Consider the following 17,401-nt stretch of genomic DNA (forward strand, 5'->3'; position numbering starts at 1 on the left):
TCCGATCTTGGCCGGGCGTGGCCGAAAGGCCTCAATAATCGTAGACGTGTTCGAGCTTTGCGCCGGCCTTCATCAGCGACGGCAGCACCAGATGCAGCTTGCGCACGGCAACGACCATGCCGGTGCGGCGCGTCGATGGGTCGGCCGGCAGCGGATAGCTGAACAGGATGCGCATGCCTTCGGGTACGGCGATCGAGTCGGTCGAGAGCATGGTGACCATGATCTCATCATTGCCGCCGATCTCGACGAAGGAGACGCCCTTGTCGATCAGCCGTGGGATCATGTCGGTGAAGACCTGATAGCGCTTGGTGACGAAGATGGTGCCCTCAGCGCCGTAGTCGCGTTCCAGCAAGGTGTCGGGCTCATTGCGGGTGGCTTCGCCGACCGGACCCTTGGCCCAGACATGGATGTCGAGCAAGGCCGGATCGGAGGTGGCGGCAAGCGCCTTTTTGATCAGGTCGGCATAGCCCTGCTTGATGGTGTCGGCGAGACCGAAGGCGAGCTTGCGTTCGCTGGTGCGGACGGAGCTGTCACCTGGCGCGGGCTGCACGGCAAACAGGCCGGCGCGTTTCTCGGCATAGGGGAACTGGTACCACGGCACCTGGTCGAGAAAGGCGGCGTAGTCGGCCGCCACCTTGGCTTGATAAATGTCGGCGGCGGTGCGCTTGGCCGATGTCGCCTCGGTGATGCGGCCGGCCGTGTTCTCGTAGGCCCATTGCAGGATGTGCTCGATCGAGTGGCTGGTGCCGATGATGACCAGCATCTGGTGGTTGGCATAGTTGAACTTGTAAGGGGAACTGGCGCGGATCACCGTGGCGTAATCCTGCCAGAAGCGGCCGACATAGGACCAATAGGGAAAACCGCTCGGCTGGTTCTTGGCGACGAAGCCGGCATATTCGCGCGCGGCATAGACGATCGCCCATTCCGGATAGGTGAGGAAGGTCGATTCCTCCGGCCGCTGGTAGCCTGGGATTTCGGCGCGGACCTTGTCGGCCAGCGCCTTGGGCGGCGCGCCGTCGGCAATGCCGGGCAGCGGCGTCTTGTCGAGCGACGGCGTGGTCAGGAAGCCGTAGCCCAGCCCGACGACCGGGATGAGGATGATGATGACGATCAGCCAGAGGATCGTCTTGATGAGGTGCTTCAGCCAACGGAACAGGAACATGGCCGGTCAGGCCGTGGCGAAGTGGTCGTAGATGCGCTTCGACAGCCAGAAGCCGACATAGACGGCGAAGCCGCCGATGACGAGGTGCGGCAGGTTGGCGAAGAAGCGGGCGGGGAATTCGATGTCGTTGAGGGAGCGGAAACCGTTGATGAAGATGCCGGCATCGAGGCAGCCGGAGCCGGTGACCAGCCCGAGCACGCCGTCGAACAGATAGACCGAGCCGAACAGCTTGAAATAGAACACCGCCAGGCGATGCGAGATGAAGGCGGCGGCCAGCGCCCAGAGGCCGGAGAAGGCGTGCAGCAGGTCGTCGTACCATTGCAAGGAGAACAGGCCGAACAGATTGCCGTTGGCATCGTTGAACGCCGGAATGTAGCCGATGGCGACGACGGCGAAGAACAGGAAAGCATAGGCAACGGCAAGCTTCTGGATCAGCGTCATGAAGTACCCCCCTTCAAGAGACTGCTTGGAAAGTCACTCCGGCGGCCATCTGATGGCGTTTTCTGCGCTTCCCGTTCTACTGCGTCGCAGTAGAACTGAGCTCACGGACTCATGTGCGCTGCGCTCCGGTTCTCGAAACCACCACCATATGACTCGCCAGAGCAACTTTCGAAACAGTCTCTGAGCGCGTATCGAACGGACTCTATGTGCTCGATACTAACCGATTTTAGCGCCTGGTGAAGCGGTGCCCGCAACTTTGCCGGGAAAGAACCCTGAGGAGGACAAAAGACAGTCGGCGCCGGGATTTCTCCCAGCGCCTCCCTGTCAGATCAGGACACGGTCGCGGCAGCAACTTCCGTAAAGTCGTCGCGCCATGCCGGCCTTGATTTTGACGGTCCTGCCAGTCCGCCACCCGAGAGCAGCGTCCGTTCGGGACCTCGCCGGTCTCCACCCTTGCGGGCTTTGCCCTGCGGCCATCGAAGGTTTTTGCCGTCCTTCATGGCAGCATCGGTCCGCCGTCGGCGTTGGCACGCTTTCCGCGGCCCCGTAGGTCTCGGCTTCCGTCCCTCGAACAGGCAAGCCTGCTCTCGCTTCGGGCCGTACGGGCCTCAGGAAATCCGCCTTTCACTTCGCCTTTCGGCTTGATGATCGGTAGCCGCCTGAGATGGGTTGAACTTACGCCGGGTAAGGGTCTTGGGGAATGGCCCTGGGCCTGTGGATAGCGGGATTATCGGGGACTGTTTGCCAAGTGTCCCGAAATTCCGGCGCCGGTTGCCTTAGACAGCCTGCCCGCCTTTTTCGCGCACGATCCGCAAGCGCCCCTTGCTCCGCCGCCGGGCAGGGGTTTCAATGCCGGCAAAGGATCGAACGTTGCATGCGCGGCGCCGGGGAGGGCGAGTATTTGAAAGTCGGGGTGGTTCTCAATCCGATTGCCGGTGGCGGCCGTCTGAAACGGCATTGGCCTGAAGTCGCCGCCTCGCTGAAAAAGCACTTCGGCGATTTCGAGCTGCGCGAGACGCAAGCCGAGGGCGATGCCGAACGCCTGGCAATCGACCTTGCCGCCAGCGGTTTCGACCTGGTGATCGCCGCCGGCGGCGACGGCACGGCGAGCGAGGTGGCCGATGGGCTGCTACAGGCGTCCGAGGAGAGCGGCAAGACGACCGAGCTTGGCCTGCTGCCCTGCGGCACCGGCATCGATTTCGCGCGCGGGCTCGGCCTGCCGAAAGACGTGGATGCGACGCTGAAGCGGATCGCCGAGGCGAAGGGGCGCAAGGTCGATGCCGGACGCATCTGCTACATCGACGACCATGGCGCTTTGGCCAGCCGTCACTTCATCAACATCGCCAGCCTTGGCCTCTCAGGTGCGACGGACCGCGCGGTCAATGCCGACAAGCGCAAGGGCAAGATGTCGGCCAAGGTGCTGTTCCTGTGGCGCACCGTCGTCGAGTTCATCCGCTATCGCTTTCAGGACGTACGGATCACAGTCGACGATGGCACACCGGTCGAGGCGCGCATGGCGCTGGTGGCGGTGGCCAACGGCAAATTCTTCGGCGGCGGCATGATGATCGCGCCCGATGCCGAACTAACCGACGGAGAATTCGACATCGTCATCCTGCGCGCGGCGGGCAAGCTGAAGCTGATCTGGGACATCCGCTTGCTCTATGGCGGACGGCACCGCAACCATCCGGCCATCACCATATTGCGCGGCAAGAAAGTGGTTGTCGAACCGCTGGGTGATGTGGAAAAGAACGGCGCGCTGGTCGACATAGATGGCGAGTCGCCCGGCCGCATACCGGCGACCTTCGAGATCCTGCCCGGTGCGCTGACGCTCAGATATTGAATCAAGGCGTTGCCAGATTGATTCAAGTCTTTTCGAAACTGAATCCGGCTATCTATTCAAGCATATGAAATTGCTTGGTTTTCTGGTCGCGGGTCAGATTTCCAGCTTGGCCGGAAAACCGGGCGCGCGCAGGTCGGTACCGGCGGCATCCTCAAGCAGCTTGACGATCTGGGTCGACCAGGCGCCACCGCCATAGGCTTCCTTGCCTTGCTCAAAAATCGCGTTGACTCGCGTGGCGAGATCGAGCGGCACGCCGAAATCCTTGCCCATGCCCAGCGCGAAGCCGAGGTCCTTCAACGCCAGGTCCATGGTGAAGCCGATATCGTAGGAGCCGTTGAGGACGAGCTGGCTTTCGGTCTCGTGGACGAAGCTGTTGCCTGAGGAGGCAACGATGGCGTGATAGGATTGGGCGAGGTCGAGCCCACCCTGCTTGGCCAGCATCAGCGCCTCGCCGGCGGCGACGAGATGGATGAAGGCCAGCATGTTGGTGATCACCTTGATCACCGCCGCCGAGCCGATCGGACCCATCAGGAAGGAGCGTGCGCACATTGCTTCGATGGCCGCGCGATGGCGTTCGTAGAGCGCGGCATCGCCGCCGACCAGCGCGGTGATTTTTCCCGCTGCCGCCAGATGCACGCCGCCGGTGACCGGGCATTCCAATGTCTCGACGCCCTTTGCCGAAGCGAGGGCGGCAAGCCGCACGATCTCGTCGCGGCCATTGGTCGACATCTCGATCCAGGTGCCGCCCTTGGGCAGGCCTTCAAGCAACCCGCCCGGGCCGGCCAGCACTGCCTCGCTCACCTTGGGCGAGGGCAGGCAAGAGATCGCATTGTCCGCGCGCGCGGCCGCCTCGACAGGGCTATTGGCGGCGGTGGCGCCGAGTGCAACGACGCGCTCGACCGCAGTGGGGTCGCGGTCGAACACAGTGACCGCAAAGCCGTTGCGGACCAGGCTGGCGGCAAGGTTGCCGCCGAGATGGCCGAGGCCGATGAAGGCGTAGCTTTCGCTCACGGCATCAGCGGCGTCTGCATCATCTGCAAATGCAGGTCCTTGCCGGTATAGGGATGCGCGTCACAGACCGCCTCGTTGAGTTCGACGCCCAGCCCTGGCTCCTTCGACGGGATGACGTTGCCGTCCTGCCACTCGATCTTCTTCTTGAGCAGCGTGGCGTGGAAGCCGTCCCACTGCTTCAGCGATTCCAGGATCAGGAAATTGGGCAGCGTCACCGCCAACTGGATGTTGGCGGCACCGACGATCGGCCCGCAATAGCAATGCGGCGCGATCTGGATGTGGTAGGCCTCGGCCATCGCGGCGATCTTCTTGGTTTCGAGGATGCCGCCGGAGCGGCCGAGATCGGGCTGCAGGATGGTCGCGGCACGGTTTTCGATGACGCGGGCGAATTCGAACTTGGTCGTCAGCCGCTCGCCGGTGGCGATCGGGATCGATGTGCCTCGCGCCACCTGCGCCATCACTTCGGGCATGTCGGGCGGCACCGGCTCCTCGAACCACAAGGGATCATAGGGCTCGATGGCGCGAGCCATGCGCAGTGCGCCCGACGCGGTGAACTGGCCGTGCGTGCCGAACAATATGTCGGCGCGGGTGCCGACCGCCTCGCGGATCGCCTTGATCATGCGGGTGGCGACATCGATGTCGACGAGGCGCGGCTGGTGGCCGTCAAAGGCGGTGTAGGGACCGGCCGGGTCGAGCTTGACCGCATTGAAACCCTGCTCGACATATTCGAGCGCGCAGGCCGCCGCCAATTCGGGATCGTTGTAGACGTTCCTGCCGTCCGGCGCGTCCTCGGAATGGACACTGCCGGTGTGCGGATAGAGATAGGTATAGGAGCGCAGCGTCTCGTGCACCTGACCGCCGAGCAATTTGTAGACCGGCTTGTTGGCTTCCTTGCCGACAATGTCCCAGCAGGCCATTTCGAGCGCCGAGAAACAGCCCATGCCGGTCACGTCGGGGCGCTGGGTGAAGCCGGAGGAATAGGCGCGACGGAAGAAGTTCTCGATGTCGTGCGGATCGTGGCCGATCAGATAGCGCTCGGCCATGTCCTCGACCAGCTTGGCCGTGATGTGGGCGGAGAAGGTGGCGTTGTAGGCCTCGCCATAGCCGGCCACGCCGCCATCGGTGGTCAGCTTGACGAAGATGAAATACTTGCCGCCGATGCCGGGCGGCGGGTTGCCGACAACCCAGGTCTTGACGTCGGTGATCTTCATTTTTGGTCCTCCAGAACCAGTTCGGCGCCCTTCCACCCGGTCATGATCGAGGCGGCGTTGGTGTTGCCGGTGATGTTGTCGGGAAAGATCGAAGCGTCGATGACGCGCAAGCCGTCAAGCCCGTGCACCTTGAGGCGCGGATCGACGACGGAGCGCTGGGGATCAGGCCCCATGCGGCAGGTCGAGACCGGGTGATAGACGGTGCCGGAGCGTTTCCTGAAATCGGTGATCAGATCGGCGTCCGACTTGATCGACGGGCCGGGCAGGACCTCTTCCCTGATGATTTCCGCCATCGCCGGCATCGAGGCGATCTTGCGCACGAATTTCACCGCCGCCAGCATCTCCTCGACATCGGTATTGGTCGAATAGGCGTTGGCGACGATTTTTGGATAATCGCGCGGGTTGCTGGAGCGGATCATGATTTCGCCGCGGCTCGACGGGCGGCAGTTGGACAGGCCGATGGAGAAGCCTGGCCACGGGTCGGGGGTCAGGATCGGCCGCTCGCCACTCTTCGGGATCACGGTCGAGAAGGCCTGGAAATAGAGCTGCATGTTGGGGCGCGTCGCCGTGGGGTCGGTACGGAAAAAGCCGCCGGCATTGTTCATCGACAGCGAGAGCGGGCCCGACCGCGTCAGGATGTATTGCATGCCAACCAGCAGCTTGCCCCACCAGGGACGCAGGGTCTGGTTGAGCGTCGGCACCTTACCCTTGAAGGTGTAGTTGATGCCGACATGGTCCTGCAGGTTGGCGCCGACATTCTCGTTGGCATGGACGACAGGGATGCCGAGACCGCCAAGCAGCGCCGACGGGCCGATGCCGGACAATTGCAGCAATTGCGGCGAGTTGATCGAACCACCCGACAGGATGACCTCGCGGCCGGCACGCGCCGTCTTCGTCTCGCCGTTCTGCAGATACTCGACGCCGACGGCGCGCTTGCCTTCGAACACCACCCGGGTCGCCAGCGCATTTGTCTCGACGCGGACATTGGCGCGTTTCATCGCCGGACGCAGGAAAGCGCGCGCCGCCGACATGCGGCGGCCGTTTTTGGTCGAGATCTGGTAAATGCCGACGCCTTCCTGGGCAGCGCCGTTGAAATCCGGATTGAGCGGCAGGCCGGCCTGCTGGCCGGCGGCAAGATAACGCTTGGTCAGCGCATGGACGGCGTTTGAACAGTCGGTGACATGCAGCGGGCCACCGGTGCCGCGCCATTTGTCGGCGCCGGCCTCATTGTCCTCGAGTGCCTTGAAGGCGGGCAAAAGATCATCATAGCTCCAGCCGGGATTGCCGGCAGCCGCCCAGGCGTCGAAATCCTCACGCGCGCCCCTGATCCAGACCATGGCGTTGATCGAGCTCGAGCCGCCAAGCAGCTTGCCGCGCGGCCAGTGGTCGGCATTGCCGCCGAGACCCGGATCCGGCTCGGCCTTGTAGTTCCAGTTCACCGCCGGGTCGAAGAACGTCTTGCCGTAGCCGAGCGGCATCTGCACGTAGAAGCGCCGGTCGGTGCCGCCGGCTTCCAGCACCAGCACGGAAAAACGACCCGAGGCCGACAGTTTGTCGGCAAGCACCGAGCCGGCCGAGCCGGAGCCGACGATGATGAAGTCATAAGTCTGCATGATGGGTATTGGCGGCTCCGGAAATCTGGCCGCAGCCTAGACGCGGCAGCCTTGCTAAGTCGCCGCGCCTTCCGGCATGCGTTGTGAAAAATGCGACTGGGATGTCAGGTCGAGTTGCGGGGAATACCGACAATCGCGCTTGATATGCATGGGGTCGACAGCTTATGCGATGGCATCAGCCAATCCTAGGAAGTCGGGAAATCATATGCGTACCCTGTCGGATGCCTTCATTCCTGAGCTGCCGGGCCACTACAAGGGCAAGGTCCGCGAAAATTACGACCTGGCCGACGGGCGGCGCATCATCATCGCCACCGACCGTCTGAGCGCCTTCGACATCATCCTGACTTCGATCCCGTACAAGGGCGAGATCCTGACCCAGACGGCACGGTACTGGTTCGAGGAAACCGCCGATATCTGCCCGAACCATGTGCTCGAATATCCCGACCCCAATGTCGTCGTCGGCACAAGGCTCGACATCCTGCCGGTCGAGATCGTGGTGCGCGGCTATATGGCGGGAGCCACCAGCACCTCGATCCTGACCCGCTACAAGCGCGGTGAGAGGGAGATGTATGGCATGCGCCTGCCGGACGGGCTGCGCGACAATGAGAAGCTGGCCGAGCCCGTGATCACGCCGACGAGCAAGGCAGCGGATGGCGCCCATGACGAGCCGCTGTCCAGGGCCGAGATCCTCGAACAGGGACTGCTCACGCAGGCGCAGTGGGACACCGTTTCGAGCTACGCCTTGAAGCTGTTTGCCCGCGGCCAGGCGCGCGCCGCCGAGCGCGGCCTGATCCTCGCCGACACGAAATACGAATTCGGCACCGACAAGAACGGCACGATCATCCTGGCCGACGAAATCCATACGCCGGACAGCAGCCGGTACTGGATCGCGGCGAGCTACGAGCAGGCCCTCACAAGCGGCACGCGGCCGGACAGCTTCGACAAGGATTTCATCCGTTCGTGGGTGGCGGCACGCTGCGATCCCTACAAGGACCCGATCCCAACGATACCGGACGAGATCGTCGAACAGGCCTCCAGTGTCTATGCGCAGGCTTACGAGGCGATCACCGGCAAGGCGTTTATGCCCGACCTGTCCGGTGGCACGGTGCTGGACCGCATCCGAGCTAACCTTGCAGGTTATTTTTGAGAGGTGTGCCTCTCAGCTAGCACCTGATCTTACGCCGCGCAGTCGACCCCCACTCCGTCGAGCTTCGCTCGCCACCTCTCCCCCGATCGACGGGGGAGAGGAAAGGCGCGAGCTTATGCCGGCTGGCTCCCTTCCTCTCCCTCCGGAGGGGGGAGAGGTGGCGCTGCGAAGCAGCGACGGAGTGGGGGAAGCCCGCTCCAAAAACCCGAAGCCGCTGAAAATCGGGCACAACCGGGCGAATGCCAAGGTTAGCCTATGGCCTATGGAGGCGAGGAAAAAGTAGCTGTGGCGCGTTGACCTGTTCCTGTAGCGGCGATACGGGGTCGATGACCATCACTTCACAAGGATTTTCTCGCATGGTGCAGTACGCGGAAGGACGGCCGATCGGAGACCTGACGCTGCGCACGCTGGCCATGCCTTCGGACGCCAATGCCGCCGGCGACATTTTCGGCGGCTGGGTGATGGCGCAGATGGACCTTGCCTGCGGCATCCGTGCCGCCGAGCGCGCCAGGGGGCGCGTGGTGACGGCGGCGGTCAAGGAGATGTCCTTCGCCAAGCCGATGAAGATCGGCGATACGCTGTGCATCTACACCCATGTCGAGCGCGTCGGCCGCACCTCGATGACGCTCAAGGTCGAGGCCTGGGCGCAGCGCTATCTGTCCGACCTGATGGAAAAGGTGACGCACGCCGATTTCGTCATGGTGGCGCTGGACGGCGAGGGCAAGCCGAAGGCCGTTCCGGCCGAGGGTTGACGAAAGCCCGTTCCGCCGTTCCCCCGTTCTCCCAATATGGGGCAATTGTTACACCGCTGATGCGAGCGATGCGTTTCGCGACATCCAGTGGTTGCCTTCACGCCCGATTGTGCCGGCGTTGGAGGGGAGACAATGCGTCAACACATGCTGAACGGCTGGCTCGTGGCAGCCCTTGTCGCTGTCGTCTGCCTGCTCGGCGTAACCGCCTATGCCGAAGTCAAAAACGACCTTCCGCACACCTCTTGCCTGCATGGCGACAAGGGTGCCCGGAAGCCGGCCGCGACATGCGCGCCCTGCAGCCCGGCGCCGTGCGAGGTCTTGGCGCCGAGAAGCTGAACGGTTGCCTTTGGTCTGCGAGTGTCGTGGTCAAAGCAGCGCGTGAGTCAGTCAACCCAAAGCGCCATACGACAAAGTTGCCAGGCTGCATTCAGAGAACCATGAGGTCGCTTGCCGCCAGGCAATTTCGCTCACAGCGAAACGACGGAGCCCTTGCCGTGCAAGGGTTTCAGCCATGCGCGCCGTCGAATTTTTCGCGTGCCGCCTGGACGCGCTGCGTGTTCCTGCGCGCCCATTCGCCAAGCGCGCTGACCGGTATCAACAGTTCGTGACCGAGTTCGGTCAGTTCATAATCGACGCGCGGCGGAATGGTCGGAAACACGGTGCGGGTGACGAAGCCATCGCGTTCCAGCCCGCGCAAGGTGGTGGTGAGCATCTTCTGCGAAATGCCGCCGACAGCCGCGCGCAGCTCGTTGAAACGCAGCGGTCCGCTGCCAAGCTTGCCGACCACGAGCACGGTCCATTTGTCGCCGACACGCTGCAGGATTTCTGAAATCGCGCGGCAGTCTTCGGTGTTATGCGGGTGCCTCAGTAACAAAACGGTGCCTCCTTGCGTCGGCAGTTGACAGTATCTCATATAGCGCCGGTATCTAAACGATACCAGCTTTTTACTGGAATGGAGAGCCCCCATGTCAAAGCCGAAAATCGCCATCATCGTCGGTTCGACGCGCGCCGCGCGCTTCGCCGATGTGCCGACCCAATGGATCGCCAAGATCGCCAAGTCGCATGCCGACATCGAGGTCGAGGTCGTCGACCTCAGAGACTTCCCGCTGCCCTTCTTCGACGAGGTTGCATCTTCCGCCTGGGTGCCGTCGACCAACGAAGTGGCGCAGCGCTGGCAGAAGAAGGTCGCCGAATATGACGGCTTCATCTTCACCGCCGCCGAATACAATCACGGCCCGACGGCCGTGCTGAAGAACGCCATCGACTACGCCGCCAACGAATGGAACAAGAAGCCGGCCGGTTTCGTCGGCTATGGCAGCGTCGGCGGCGCCCGCGCTGTCGAGCAGCTTCGCCTCCATGCCGTCGAACTGCAGATGGCGCCGGTCAAGTCGGCTGTCCACATCGCCTGGGGCGATTTCCTCGCCGTGCGTCAGGGCGAGAAGAAGCTGGAAGACCTCGAGCACCTGAACCAGGCCGCCACGGCGCTGGTCAACGACGTCGCCTGGTGGGCCAAGGCGCTGAAGAAGGCGCGTCAGGCCGATGTGTTGGCCGAGGAAGTTCAGGCGGCCTGATCGCCGGTCGAATTATCCTCCCAAGGGATATGGGGCGGCGCATGCGCCGCCCTTTTTAATTACAGCGGCTCAAATCGAAAGCTGCCACCGGATCGGACGACACGGCCAATGCCGGGCGAATCCAGATGCGCGCCGGCAACGAAATGATTGTCGTCCGCCGCAAGCGCCAGCAGCCGCAACCGGCTCTCGTGCGCCTGATCCTGATCCGTATCGAATTCCCACGTCACCTCGGGCCGATCGAACTGGAGTGATGGGACGTGAACGGTGTCGCCCCAGATCAAAATGCGTTCGCCGCCGCTCGAAACGCGAAAGCAGCTATGACCCACTTCATGGCCATGAGCGCCGATAATGTCGACATGTGCCCCGAGACGGTCTCCGGCTTCGAATGGTTCCGCCATGTCGTGAAATCGCTCAAGCCGCGCTACGGCGCGGAAAAGGCCGAGTTCCTCCCTGGGAACGAGCAGGCGCGCCAGCCGCGGGAAAGCGTCCCGGCCATCAGCAAGCACAAGGCCATGGATGTGGTCGAGATGCGTATGGGTGAAGCAGACGGCGCGGACTTTTTCGACATCGATGCCGGCCTCGTCCAGCGCCTGGGGAAGGCGGCCCATGGTGGGGTGCCAGGCATTCGAGGCGCCGGTATCGATCAGCGTTATCTCATTCCCATCGTCAATCGCGAAGGCGTTTACGGAGAGCCTGAGCTGACCGCCAAACAATGGGACCTGTTCCGGCAAGTCATCGCCAAATAGCTTGTCGCCGTTTTGCCGAAGCCGTCCGATCGGCATGTCGACATAGCCATCGCGCAAGGCGGTGATGCGCAAGTCACCAAGAGTGTAGGTCCAATGAAATTCGCCCGAAGCTATGCGGTGCATTTGCCATTCCGTTCTGTAGATATCGACGGTCTGCGATGAGTAGCCAGTGTCCGCAACCGCCCGGTCAATTCGATCTAAGCCAATTGTGCGTGCTGTGCCTGTCGTGGCCGGATGATGCAGTCGGCGAGGCGGTGCTTGTCGTCCAGCTCATCGGCGTGGTGCTGGCCCCATTGGCAGAGCGCCAGCAGGATCGGCTCGAGGCTGAGGCCGAGGCTGGTCGTAGAATATTCGACACGCGCGGGGACTTCGGCGAAGATCTCGCGGCTGACGAGGCCGTGCTCCTCCATTTCGCGCAGCTGCTGGATCAGCACTTTCTGGGTGATGCCAGGCATCATCGCCTTCAGCGCCGACAGCCGGCGGGGACCATCGAAGAGGTGGTAGAGGATGACCGCCTTCCAGCGCCCGGCGATCACCTTCAGCGCGCGCTCCGCCGGCAGTAGCGGCAGTCTCTTGATCGGCATTTTTTTGACCGGGCCGGCCATGGTCACCTCCTGGTCAGCAGGGGAGAAATGAGTGTGTAGTCGCCGCCTCGCAGATAGTGGCAAAGCACGGCCGATGCCAGTGTGATTGGAGTTTGCCATGAAAGCCATTCAATTCAGCTGCTTCGGTGGTCCCGAGGTGCTGGAGGTCGTCGACCTGCCGGAGCCGGTGCCGCAGGCCGGCGAGGTGCTGATCCGGGTGCACGCCGCCGGGATCAACTTCTTCGAGGTGCTGATGCGCGCGGACCGTTACGCCGTAACGCCGCAATTGCCGATGTTTCCCGGCGTGGAAGTGGCTGGAGTCGTCGAGGCCGTTGGCCCAGGGGTGGATGCGGCGCTGCTGGGGACCCGTGTCGCCGCGCCGCTGTTTGCCTCACAGCGTCCTCACGGCGGTTATGCCGAGCAGGTGCCGATTTCGGCCGATCTCGCCGTGCCGCTGCCGGATGAAGTCTCGTTCGAAGAAGCGACGGCGCTGATGGTGCAGGGGCTGACGGCGCTGCATCTGCTGCGCCAGAGCCCGCCCGAGGGCAGGACGGTGTTGGTGCCGGCTGCCACCGGTGGTGTCGGATCGCTGCTTATCCAGCTTGCGAAGCTGAAGGGCGCAAGTCGGGTCATCGCGGCTGCCGGCGGCAAGACCAAGCTCGATCTTGCTTTGTCACTCGGCGCTGATGCGGCTGTCGATTACACACAATCGGATTGGCCCACACATGTCCGCGACGCCACCGACGGGCAGGGCGCTGACATCATCTACGACACGGTCGGCGGCGCGCTGACGGCGCTGTCGCTGCAGGCTTTGACGCCTGGCGGCGAGTTGGTCTTTGCGGCGCTCGGCCGGTATGGGCTCGCGGCTTCCGATCTGGAGGCGATGATCGGCCGCAACCAGTCGCTGAGAGGTTTCGCGCTGCTGCCGCTGCTGCCGCCGGAAGTGTTGCGGGCGAGCCTGTCGGAACTGTTCGAGCTGGCGGCGAGCGGCCGGCTGCGGGTCGCGATCGGCGGACGGTTCCCACTCGACCAGGCCGGCGAAGCGCACCGGCTGCTGGACGAGCGCCGCTCAACGGGGAAGCTCGTGCTGGTGGCTTGACGGGCGACCAGCGGCGTACCGCTAGGACCTGTTTCACCCAATGGGCCGGATGGGGCTTCATCCACGATCCCCAACGAAGAAAGAAAACCACCCCGTTCCGATCACACTCGAGTGACTTGCATAATGCTACTAACTTGGCTATGAGTCACTTTCATTTTGAAAGAGACTCCGGTCATGGTTGCAAAAACAAGCTTCGAAACACGCCCGTGCCCCATCGCGCGCAGCCTCGACGATGTCGGCGAGTGGTGGAGCATCCTGCTCCTGCGGGACGCATTCCAGGGACTGACGCGTTTCGACCAGTTTCAGAAGAGCCTGGAGATCGCGCCCAACATTCTGACGCGGCGGCTGAACAGCCTGGTCGAGCGTGGCCTGTTCGAAAAGCGCGCCTACTGCGAACGGCCGCTTCGCCATGAATATCTGCTGACCGCCAAGGCGCGCGATTTCCGCCCGGTGCTGCTTTCCCTGCTCGCCTGGGGCAACAAGCATCTCGCCCCCGAAGGCCCGAGCCTGGTGGTGGTGGACAAGGCTGACGGGCGCTGGGCCGAACCAGTTCTGGTCGATCGCCGGAGTGGCAAGGAACTCGACAGCGATGAGTTCATCATGGCCACCGCACCCAAGGCAACCGACCGCATGCGGCAGCGCTATCGCTTCAGCAGCGAGGGCTCCGGCCTGCCGCTCACCGACAACACGGTGATTGAACACAGGTCGGATGAGGCACGCCGCCAATGAACAAGGTTCTCTCCGCTGCCGAGTTGCAGCCCGTGCAGCCATCGGTCGTCCAGGTTCCCGCGCCCGCCAAAAAGCGCCGCAGGCCGTTCGTCATGCTGGGCGCCGCGATCGCCATCGGTGTCGCCGGCTGGTACGGCTTTCAGTGGTGGCAGGCCGGCCGTTTCCTCGTCTCGACTGACGATGCCTATGTCGGCGGCAATGTCACGCCGCTGGCGCCACGCGTCGCGGGGCACATCGACCAGATCCTCGTCGAGGACAACCAGCATGTCGCCGCCGGCCAGCTGATCATCCGCATCGACGACCGGCCGTTCAAGGCGGCGGTGGAGCGTGCGCAGGCTTCCGTCCAGCAGCAGCAGTCGGCGCTCGACAATCTCCGCGCCCAGGTCTCGCTGCAGAATTCGCTGATCGAGCAGGCCGAGGCCGATCTCGTCGCCAAGAGCGCCGCCGCTACTTTCACCACCCAGGATGCTCAACGCTATGCGGTGCTGGCCAGCACCAAGGCCGGCACGCAGCAGGACGCGCAGAGAAGCCTTGCCGCCGATGGTCAGGCCAAGGCATCGGTCGCCGCCTCTCGCGCGGGGCTTGCAGCGGCCAAGCAACAGCTCGATGTCCTCAACACGCAGATATCGGAAGCGACCGCCGCCGTTTTGGCCGCCAAGGCCGATCTCGACACGGCTGAGCTCGATCTCGGCTTCACGCAGATCCGCGCTCCCATCGACGGCCTCGTCGGCAACCGGCTGGCGCAGGTCGGCACCTATGTCTCGCCGGGCAGCTACCTCCTGACGATCGTCCCGGAGAGCGGGCTGTGGGTCGACGCCAATTTCAAGGAGGACCAGCTGCGCAGCATGGCCGATGGCCAGGCGGCGACGGTCTATACCGACATCGCGCCCGACCAGCCGCTCAAGGGCCATGTCACCAGCCTGGGCCCGGCGACCGGCGCGATCTTCAGCGTCATCCCGGCGCAGAACGCCACCGGCAATTTCACCAAGATCGTCCAGCGCGTTCCCGTCCGCATCACCATCGACCCGGAGCAGGCGCGGAAGGTCGCGCTGCGGCCTGGTCTGTCCACCGTCGTGACCGTCGATACCGCGTCGCGCTGAGGACGCCATGCCAGAGCGCCCGCAATCCTTCTTCGTCAGCATCCTGCCGTTCATGGTGATGTGCGTGGGGATGTTCATCGCGCTGCTCGACATCCAGATCGTCGCCTCCTCGCTGCAGGATATTGGCGGCGGCCTGTCGGCGGCGCAGGACCAGATCGGCTGGGTGCAGACCTCCTATCTGGTCGCCGAAATCATCGTCATCCCGCTGTCGGGCTGGCTCACCCGGGTGTTCTCGACACGCTGGCTGTTCACCATCTCAGCGGCCGGCTTCACGCTGGCCAGCATGCTGTGCGGCTTCGCCTGGAGCATCGAAAGCATGATCGTCTTCCGCGCGCTGCAGGGGCTGCTCGGCGCGTCGATGATCCCGACGGTCTTTACCTCGTCGTTCCACTATTTCCAGGGGCCGAGGCGGGTCTATGCGGCGGCGGTGGTCGGCAGCATCGCCTCGATCGCGCCGACGCTCGGCCCCGTCATCGGCGGCTGGATCACCGACACCCTGAGCTGGCACTGGCTGTTCTATGTCAACGTCATTCCAGGCACCATCATCACCATCCTCGTCGCGCTTTTGGTCAAGATCGACAAAGCCGATCCGTCGCTGCTGAAGGGCGCCGACTATATCGGCATGGTTCTGATGGCCGTCAGTCTCGGCACGGCGGAGTACGTTCTGGAGGAGGGCACGCGCTGGAACTGGTTCGACGATGCAACGATCCGCAACGGCGCCATCGTTGCCAGCGTTACCATGGTTCTGTTCGTCATCCGCAGCCTGACCTATGCGCAGCCGGTGGTCGACTTTCGTGCCTTCGGCAACCGCAATTTCGCCATTGGTTGCTTCCTGTCCTTCGTCACCGGCATCGGCATCTTCGCCACGATCTATCTGACGCCGCTGTTCCTCGGCTATGTCCGTGGCTACGACGCTTTCCAGACCGGGATGGCGGTGTTTTCCACCGGTGTCGCTTCGATGGTCGGCGTGCCCGTCTACATCTTCCTCGCCAAGCGCTTCGACACACGCTGGCTGATGATGTTCGGGCTGGCCTCCTTCGGTGCGTCGATGTGGAGCTTTAGCGCCATCACCAGCCAGTGGGGGGCTGCCGAGCTTCTGATCCCGCAACTGTTCCGCGGCTTCCCCCAGGTTTTCGCTGTCGCGCCAAGCGTCAATCTCGGCCTTGGCAGCCTGCCGCCCGAACGGCTGAAATATGCCAGCGGCCTGTTCAACACGATGCGCAATCTCGGCGGCGCCGTCGGCATCGCCATTTGCGGCGCGATCCTGAACGACCGCACCAACTTCCATTTCCTGACCATCGCCTCGCTTCTGACGCCACAGAACGAGGCCGCGATGCGGCTCGTCGATACTGTCGGCCAGCGCTACGGACAGTTGCCCGGCGCCATTGCGGACGGTCATACCGCCGCGCTGAAGCAGCTGTGGCAACTGGCCTATCGCGAGGCTTCGACCATGGCCTATGCCGATGCGTTCCTGGTGATCATGGTCGCTTTCGTCATCGCGACGGCGCTCGTTCCGTTCCTGCGCAACGTCGCGCCGAAGCCCCTGCCTCCCGGCGCACATTGAGGCGCGCCCGGGTTTTCCGGGTATCGGCTCTTCAGCGATTCATCTCGATGCGGCGGCGCCGGTGTCCGTCCTTTTGCCGAAAGCCTGCCAGCGGGCCTCGACTTCGGCGCGAAGCCGCTCGCGGTTGGTGGAGAGCACTTCGTGGGGCAGCGCGACGAACCGTTTGCCATCCTGGGCTGGAAAAATGTTGCCCAGACGCGAGGCCGTGAGGTTCGGGGCGAATGTGAAGGTCACCAGACCGATGCCGAACCGCTTTGCCCCCCTGCTGTTTCGGTAGACAGCCCTCCACAGAGGCATGATCGTTTCATCCATGAACGCCTCGGAAACCTGCAGCGCGGTGACATCCCGGTACTGGTCTTTGCCCCAGCGATACCAAGACGTGCCCCATCGCCTCTTCACAACCTCGAAGGTAATGTCGAGCCAGGAAATGCCCTCCACCTCCCGCCAGGGGACGTCGAGAAAGACATAGCCGTCGAGGTTGAGGCGCAATCCAGCCGGCGATAGCAACAACAGTGGCTCGGCGGTCAGCAATCCGTTGATTTGCCAGACAATCACGATGGCGGCCACAGCCGCCAAGGGAACACCCAACAGCCAGTTATTCCTGCCGAAGGCGACAACGAGCCCGACAATGAGAACAAGCGCCGAGAAGGCGATGTATTTCAATGCGGTCTTGCCGCTGCCATAGGCAATGATCTGGTTGACGTCTTGTGCCTGGACTGAACTCAAGGCTCGCCTCCCATGGCCGCACGACTTTGCAGGCGAGAGCCGCCGCCAAGACATTGATGAACGATACAGGCTGGCCATCGGCCCAACAAGTCCAGGTCGCACAGC

At 63.3% G+C, this 17,401-nt stretch carries 18 protein-coding genes; 9 read left to right on the forward strand and 9 right to left on the reverse strand.

Features of this window, described 5'->3' with window-relative positions; genetic code table 11:
- Nucleotides 1–31: 31 nt before the first annotated feature.
- Both AC0V7N_RS15550 and AC0V7N_RS15555 read right to left on the reverse strand, forming a co-directional pair.
- Nucleotides 32–1,162, reverse strand: coding sequence for a hypothetical protein (locus tag AC0V7N_RS15550; protein ID WP_475458930.1), 1,131 nt, complete (start codon nucleotides 1,160–1,162; stop codon nucleotides 32–34).
- Nucleotides 1,163–1,168: 6 nt separating this feature from the next.
- Nucleotides 1,169–1,603: a hypothetical protein gene (locus tag AC0V7N_RS15555; RefSeq protein ID WP_475458932.1), complete on the reverse strand. Its 435-nt coding sequence runs from the start codon at nucleotides 1,601–1,603 to the stop codon at nucleotides 1,169–1,171.
- A gap of 901 nt (nucleotides 1,604–2,504) precedes the next feature.
- Between AC0V7N_RS15555 and AC0V7N_RS15560 the strand changes: the two genes are divergently transcribed.
- Nucleotides 2,505–3,443, forward strand: a complete 939-nt coding sequence (locus tag AC0V7N_RS15560) for a diacylglycerol/lipid kinase family protein (RefSeq protein WP_475460347.1) — start codon at nucleotides 2,505–2,507, stop codon at nucleotides 3,441–3,443.
- A gap of 93 nt (nucleotides 3,444–3,536) precedes the next feature.
- Here the strand turns inward: AC0V7N_RS15560 and AC0V7N_RS15565 are convergent, their stop codons facing one another.
- Genes AC0V7N_RS15565 through AC0V7N_RS15575 form a run of 3 tightly spaced genes read right to left on the reverse strand, consistent with a single transcriptional unit; the run spans nucleotide 3,537 to nucleotide 7,278 of the window.
- Nucleotides 3,537–4,454 (reverse strand): NAD(P)-dependent oxidoreductase, encoded by a 918-nt coding sequence (locus AC0V7N_RS15565; protein WP_475458934.1) that lies wholly within the window; start codon nucleotides 4,452–4,454, stop codon nucleotides 3,537–3,539.
- On the reverse strand, nucleotides 4,451–5,665 hold the full coding sequence (locus AC0V7N_RS15570) for a mandelate racemase/muconate lactonizing enzyme family protein (protein WP_475458937.1): 1,215 nt from the start codon (nucleotides 5,663–5,665) through the stop codon (nucleotides 4,451–4,453). Before AC0V7N_RS15570 ends, AC0V7N_RS15565 begins: the two co-directional genes overlap by 4 nt.
- Nucleotides 5,662–7,278, reverse strand: a complete 1,617-nt coding sequence (locus AC0V7N_RS15575; protein WP_475458939.1) for a GMC family oxidoreductase — start codon at nucleotides 7,276–7,278, stop codon at nucleotides 5,662–5,664. The genes AC0V7N_RS15570 and AC0V7N_RS15575 overlap by 4 nt, the downstream gene beginning before the upstream one ends.
- Before the next feature lie 205 nt (nucleotides 7,279–7,483).
- Here AC0V7N_RS15575 and AC0V7N_RS15580 point away from each other — a divergent pair, with 205 nt between their 5' ends.
- From AC0V7N_RS15580 to AC0V7N_RS15590, 3 genes are all read left to right on the forward strand, one after another.
- The gene (locus tag AC0V7N_RS15580; protein WP_475458941.1) at nucleotides 7,484–8,425 is read left to right on the forward strand and encodes a phosphoribosylaminoimidazolesuccinocarboxamide synthase; all 942 of its coding nucleotides are present in this window, start codon (nucleotides 7,484–7,486) and stop codon (nucleotides 8,423–8,425) included.
- Between the two features lie 356 nt (nucleotides 8,426–8,781).
- A complete protein-coding gene (locus AC0V7N_RS15585) occupies nucleotides 8,782–9,177 on the forward strand; it encodes an acyl-CoA thioesterase (RefSeq protein WP_027044112.1) in 396 nt (131 codons plus the stop codon).
- A 132-nt stretch (nucleotides 9,178–9,309) separates the two neighbouring features.
- Complete coding sequence (locus AC0V7N_RS15590; RefSeq protein WP_475458944.1) at nucleotides 9,310–9,513, forward strand: hypothetical protein; 204 nt, start codon at nucleotides 9,310–9,312, stop codon at nucleotides 9,511–9,513.
- Between the two features lie 169 nt (nucleotides 9,514–9,682).
- Here the strand turns inward: AC0V7N_RS15590 and AC0V7N_RS15595 are convergent, their stop codons facing one another.
- Complete coding sequence (locus AC0V7N_RS15595) at nucleotides 9,683–10,051, reverse strand: winged helix-turn-helix transcriptional regulator (RefSeq protein ID WP_475458946.1); 369 nt, start codon at nucleotides 10,049–10,051, stop codon at nucleotides 9,683–9,685.
- Between the two features lie 91 nt (nucleotides 10,052–10,142).
- On the opposite strand from AC0V7N_RS15595, the gene AC0V7N_RS15600 reads away from it, so the two are divergent.
- Nucleotides 10,143–10,748 carry an NADPH-dependent FMN reductase gene (locus tag AC0V7N_RS15600; protein WP_475458949.1) on the forward strand — a complete coding sequence of 202 codons (606 nt, stop codon included), beginning with the start codon at nucleotides 10,143–10,145 and terminating at the stop codon, nucleotides 10,746–10,748.
- Between the two features lie 59 nt (nucleotides 10,749–10,807).
- Here the strand turns inward: AC0V7N_RS15600 and AC0V7N_RS15605 are convergent, their stop codons facing one another.
- Together AC0V7N_RS15605 and AC0V7N_RS15610 are read right to left on the reverse strand one after the other, a co-directional pair.
- Complete coding sequence (locus AC0V7N_RS15605; RefSeq protein ID WP_475458951.1) at nucleotides 10,808–11,617, reverse strand: MBL fold metallo-hydrolase; 810 nt, start codon at nucleotides 11,615–11,617, stop codon at nucleotides 10,808–10,810.
- Between the two features lie 74 nt (nucleotides 11,618–11,691).
- Entirely contained in the window at nucleotides 11,692–12,099 is a 408-nt protein-coding gene (locus AC0V7N_RS15610) for a winged helix-turn-helix transcriptional regulator (protein ID WP_475458954.1), read from the reverse strand.
- A gap of 97 nt (nucleotides 12,100–12,196) precedes the next feature.
- On the opposite strand from AC0V7N_RS15610, the gene AC0V7N_RS15615 reads away from it, so the two are divergent.
- The 4 genes from AC0V7N_RS15615 to AC0V7N_RS15630 all read left to right on the forward strand — a co-directional run bounded on the left by AC0V7N_RS15615 (nucleotide 12,197) and on the right by AC0V7N_RS15630 (nucleotide 16,570).
- Nucleotides 12,197–13,177, forward strand: a complete 981-nt coding sequence (locus tag AC0V7N_RS15615; RefSeq protein ID WP_475458956.1) for a quinone oxidoreductase family protein — start codon at nucleotides 12,197–12,199, stop codon at nucleotides 13,175–13,177.
- A gap of 174 nt (nucleotides 13,178–13,351) precedes the next feature.
- Nucleotides 13,352–13,906 carry a winged helix-turn-helix transcriptional regulator gene (locus AC0V7N_RS15620; protein ID WP_496627943.1) on the forward strand — a complete coding sequence of 185 codons (555 nt, stop codon included), beginning with the start codon at nucleotides 13,352–13,354 and terminating at the stop codon, nucleotides 13,904–13,906.
- Entirely contained in the window at nucleotides 13,903–15,006 is a 1,104-nt protein-coding gene (locus tag AC0V7N_RS15625; RefSeq protein ID WP_475458960.1) for an HlyD family secretion protein, read from the forward strand. Before AC0V7N_RS15620 ends, AC0V7N_RS15625 begins: the two co-directional genes overlap by 4 nt.
- 7 nt (nucleotides 15,007–15,013) lie before the next feature.
- Complete coding sequence (locus AC0V7N_RS15630; protein ID WP_475458962.1) at nucleotides 15,014–16,570, forward strand: DHA2 family efflux MFS transporter permease subunit; 1,557 nt, start codon at nucleotides 15,014–15,016, stop codon at nucleotides 16,568–16,570.
- A 39-nt stretch (nucleotides 16,571–16,609) separates the two neighbouring features.
- On the opposite strand, the gene AC0V7N_RS15635 is transcribed toward AC0V7N_RS15630, so the two are convergent.
- The gene (locus AC0V7N_RS15635; RefSeq protein WP_475458964.1) at nucleotides 16,610–17,374 is read right to left on the reverse strand and encodes a hypothetical protein; all 765 of its coding nucleotides are present in this window, start codon (nucleotides 17,372–17,374) and stop codon (nucleotides 16,610–16,612) included.
- Nucleotides 17,375–17,401: the final 27 nt, after the last annotated feature.

The sequence above is a fragment of the Mesorhizobium kamtschaticum genome (assembly GCF_056174585.1).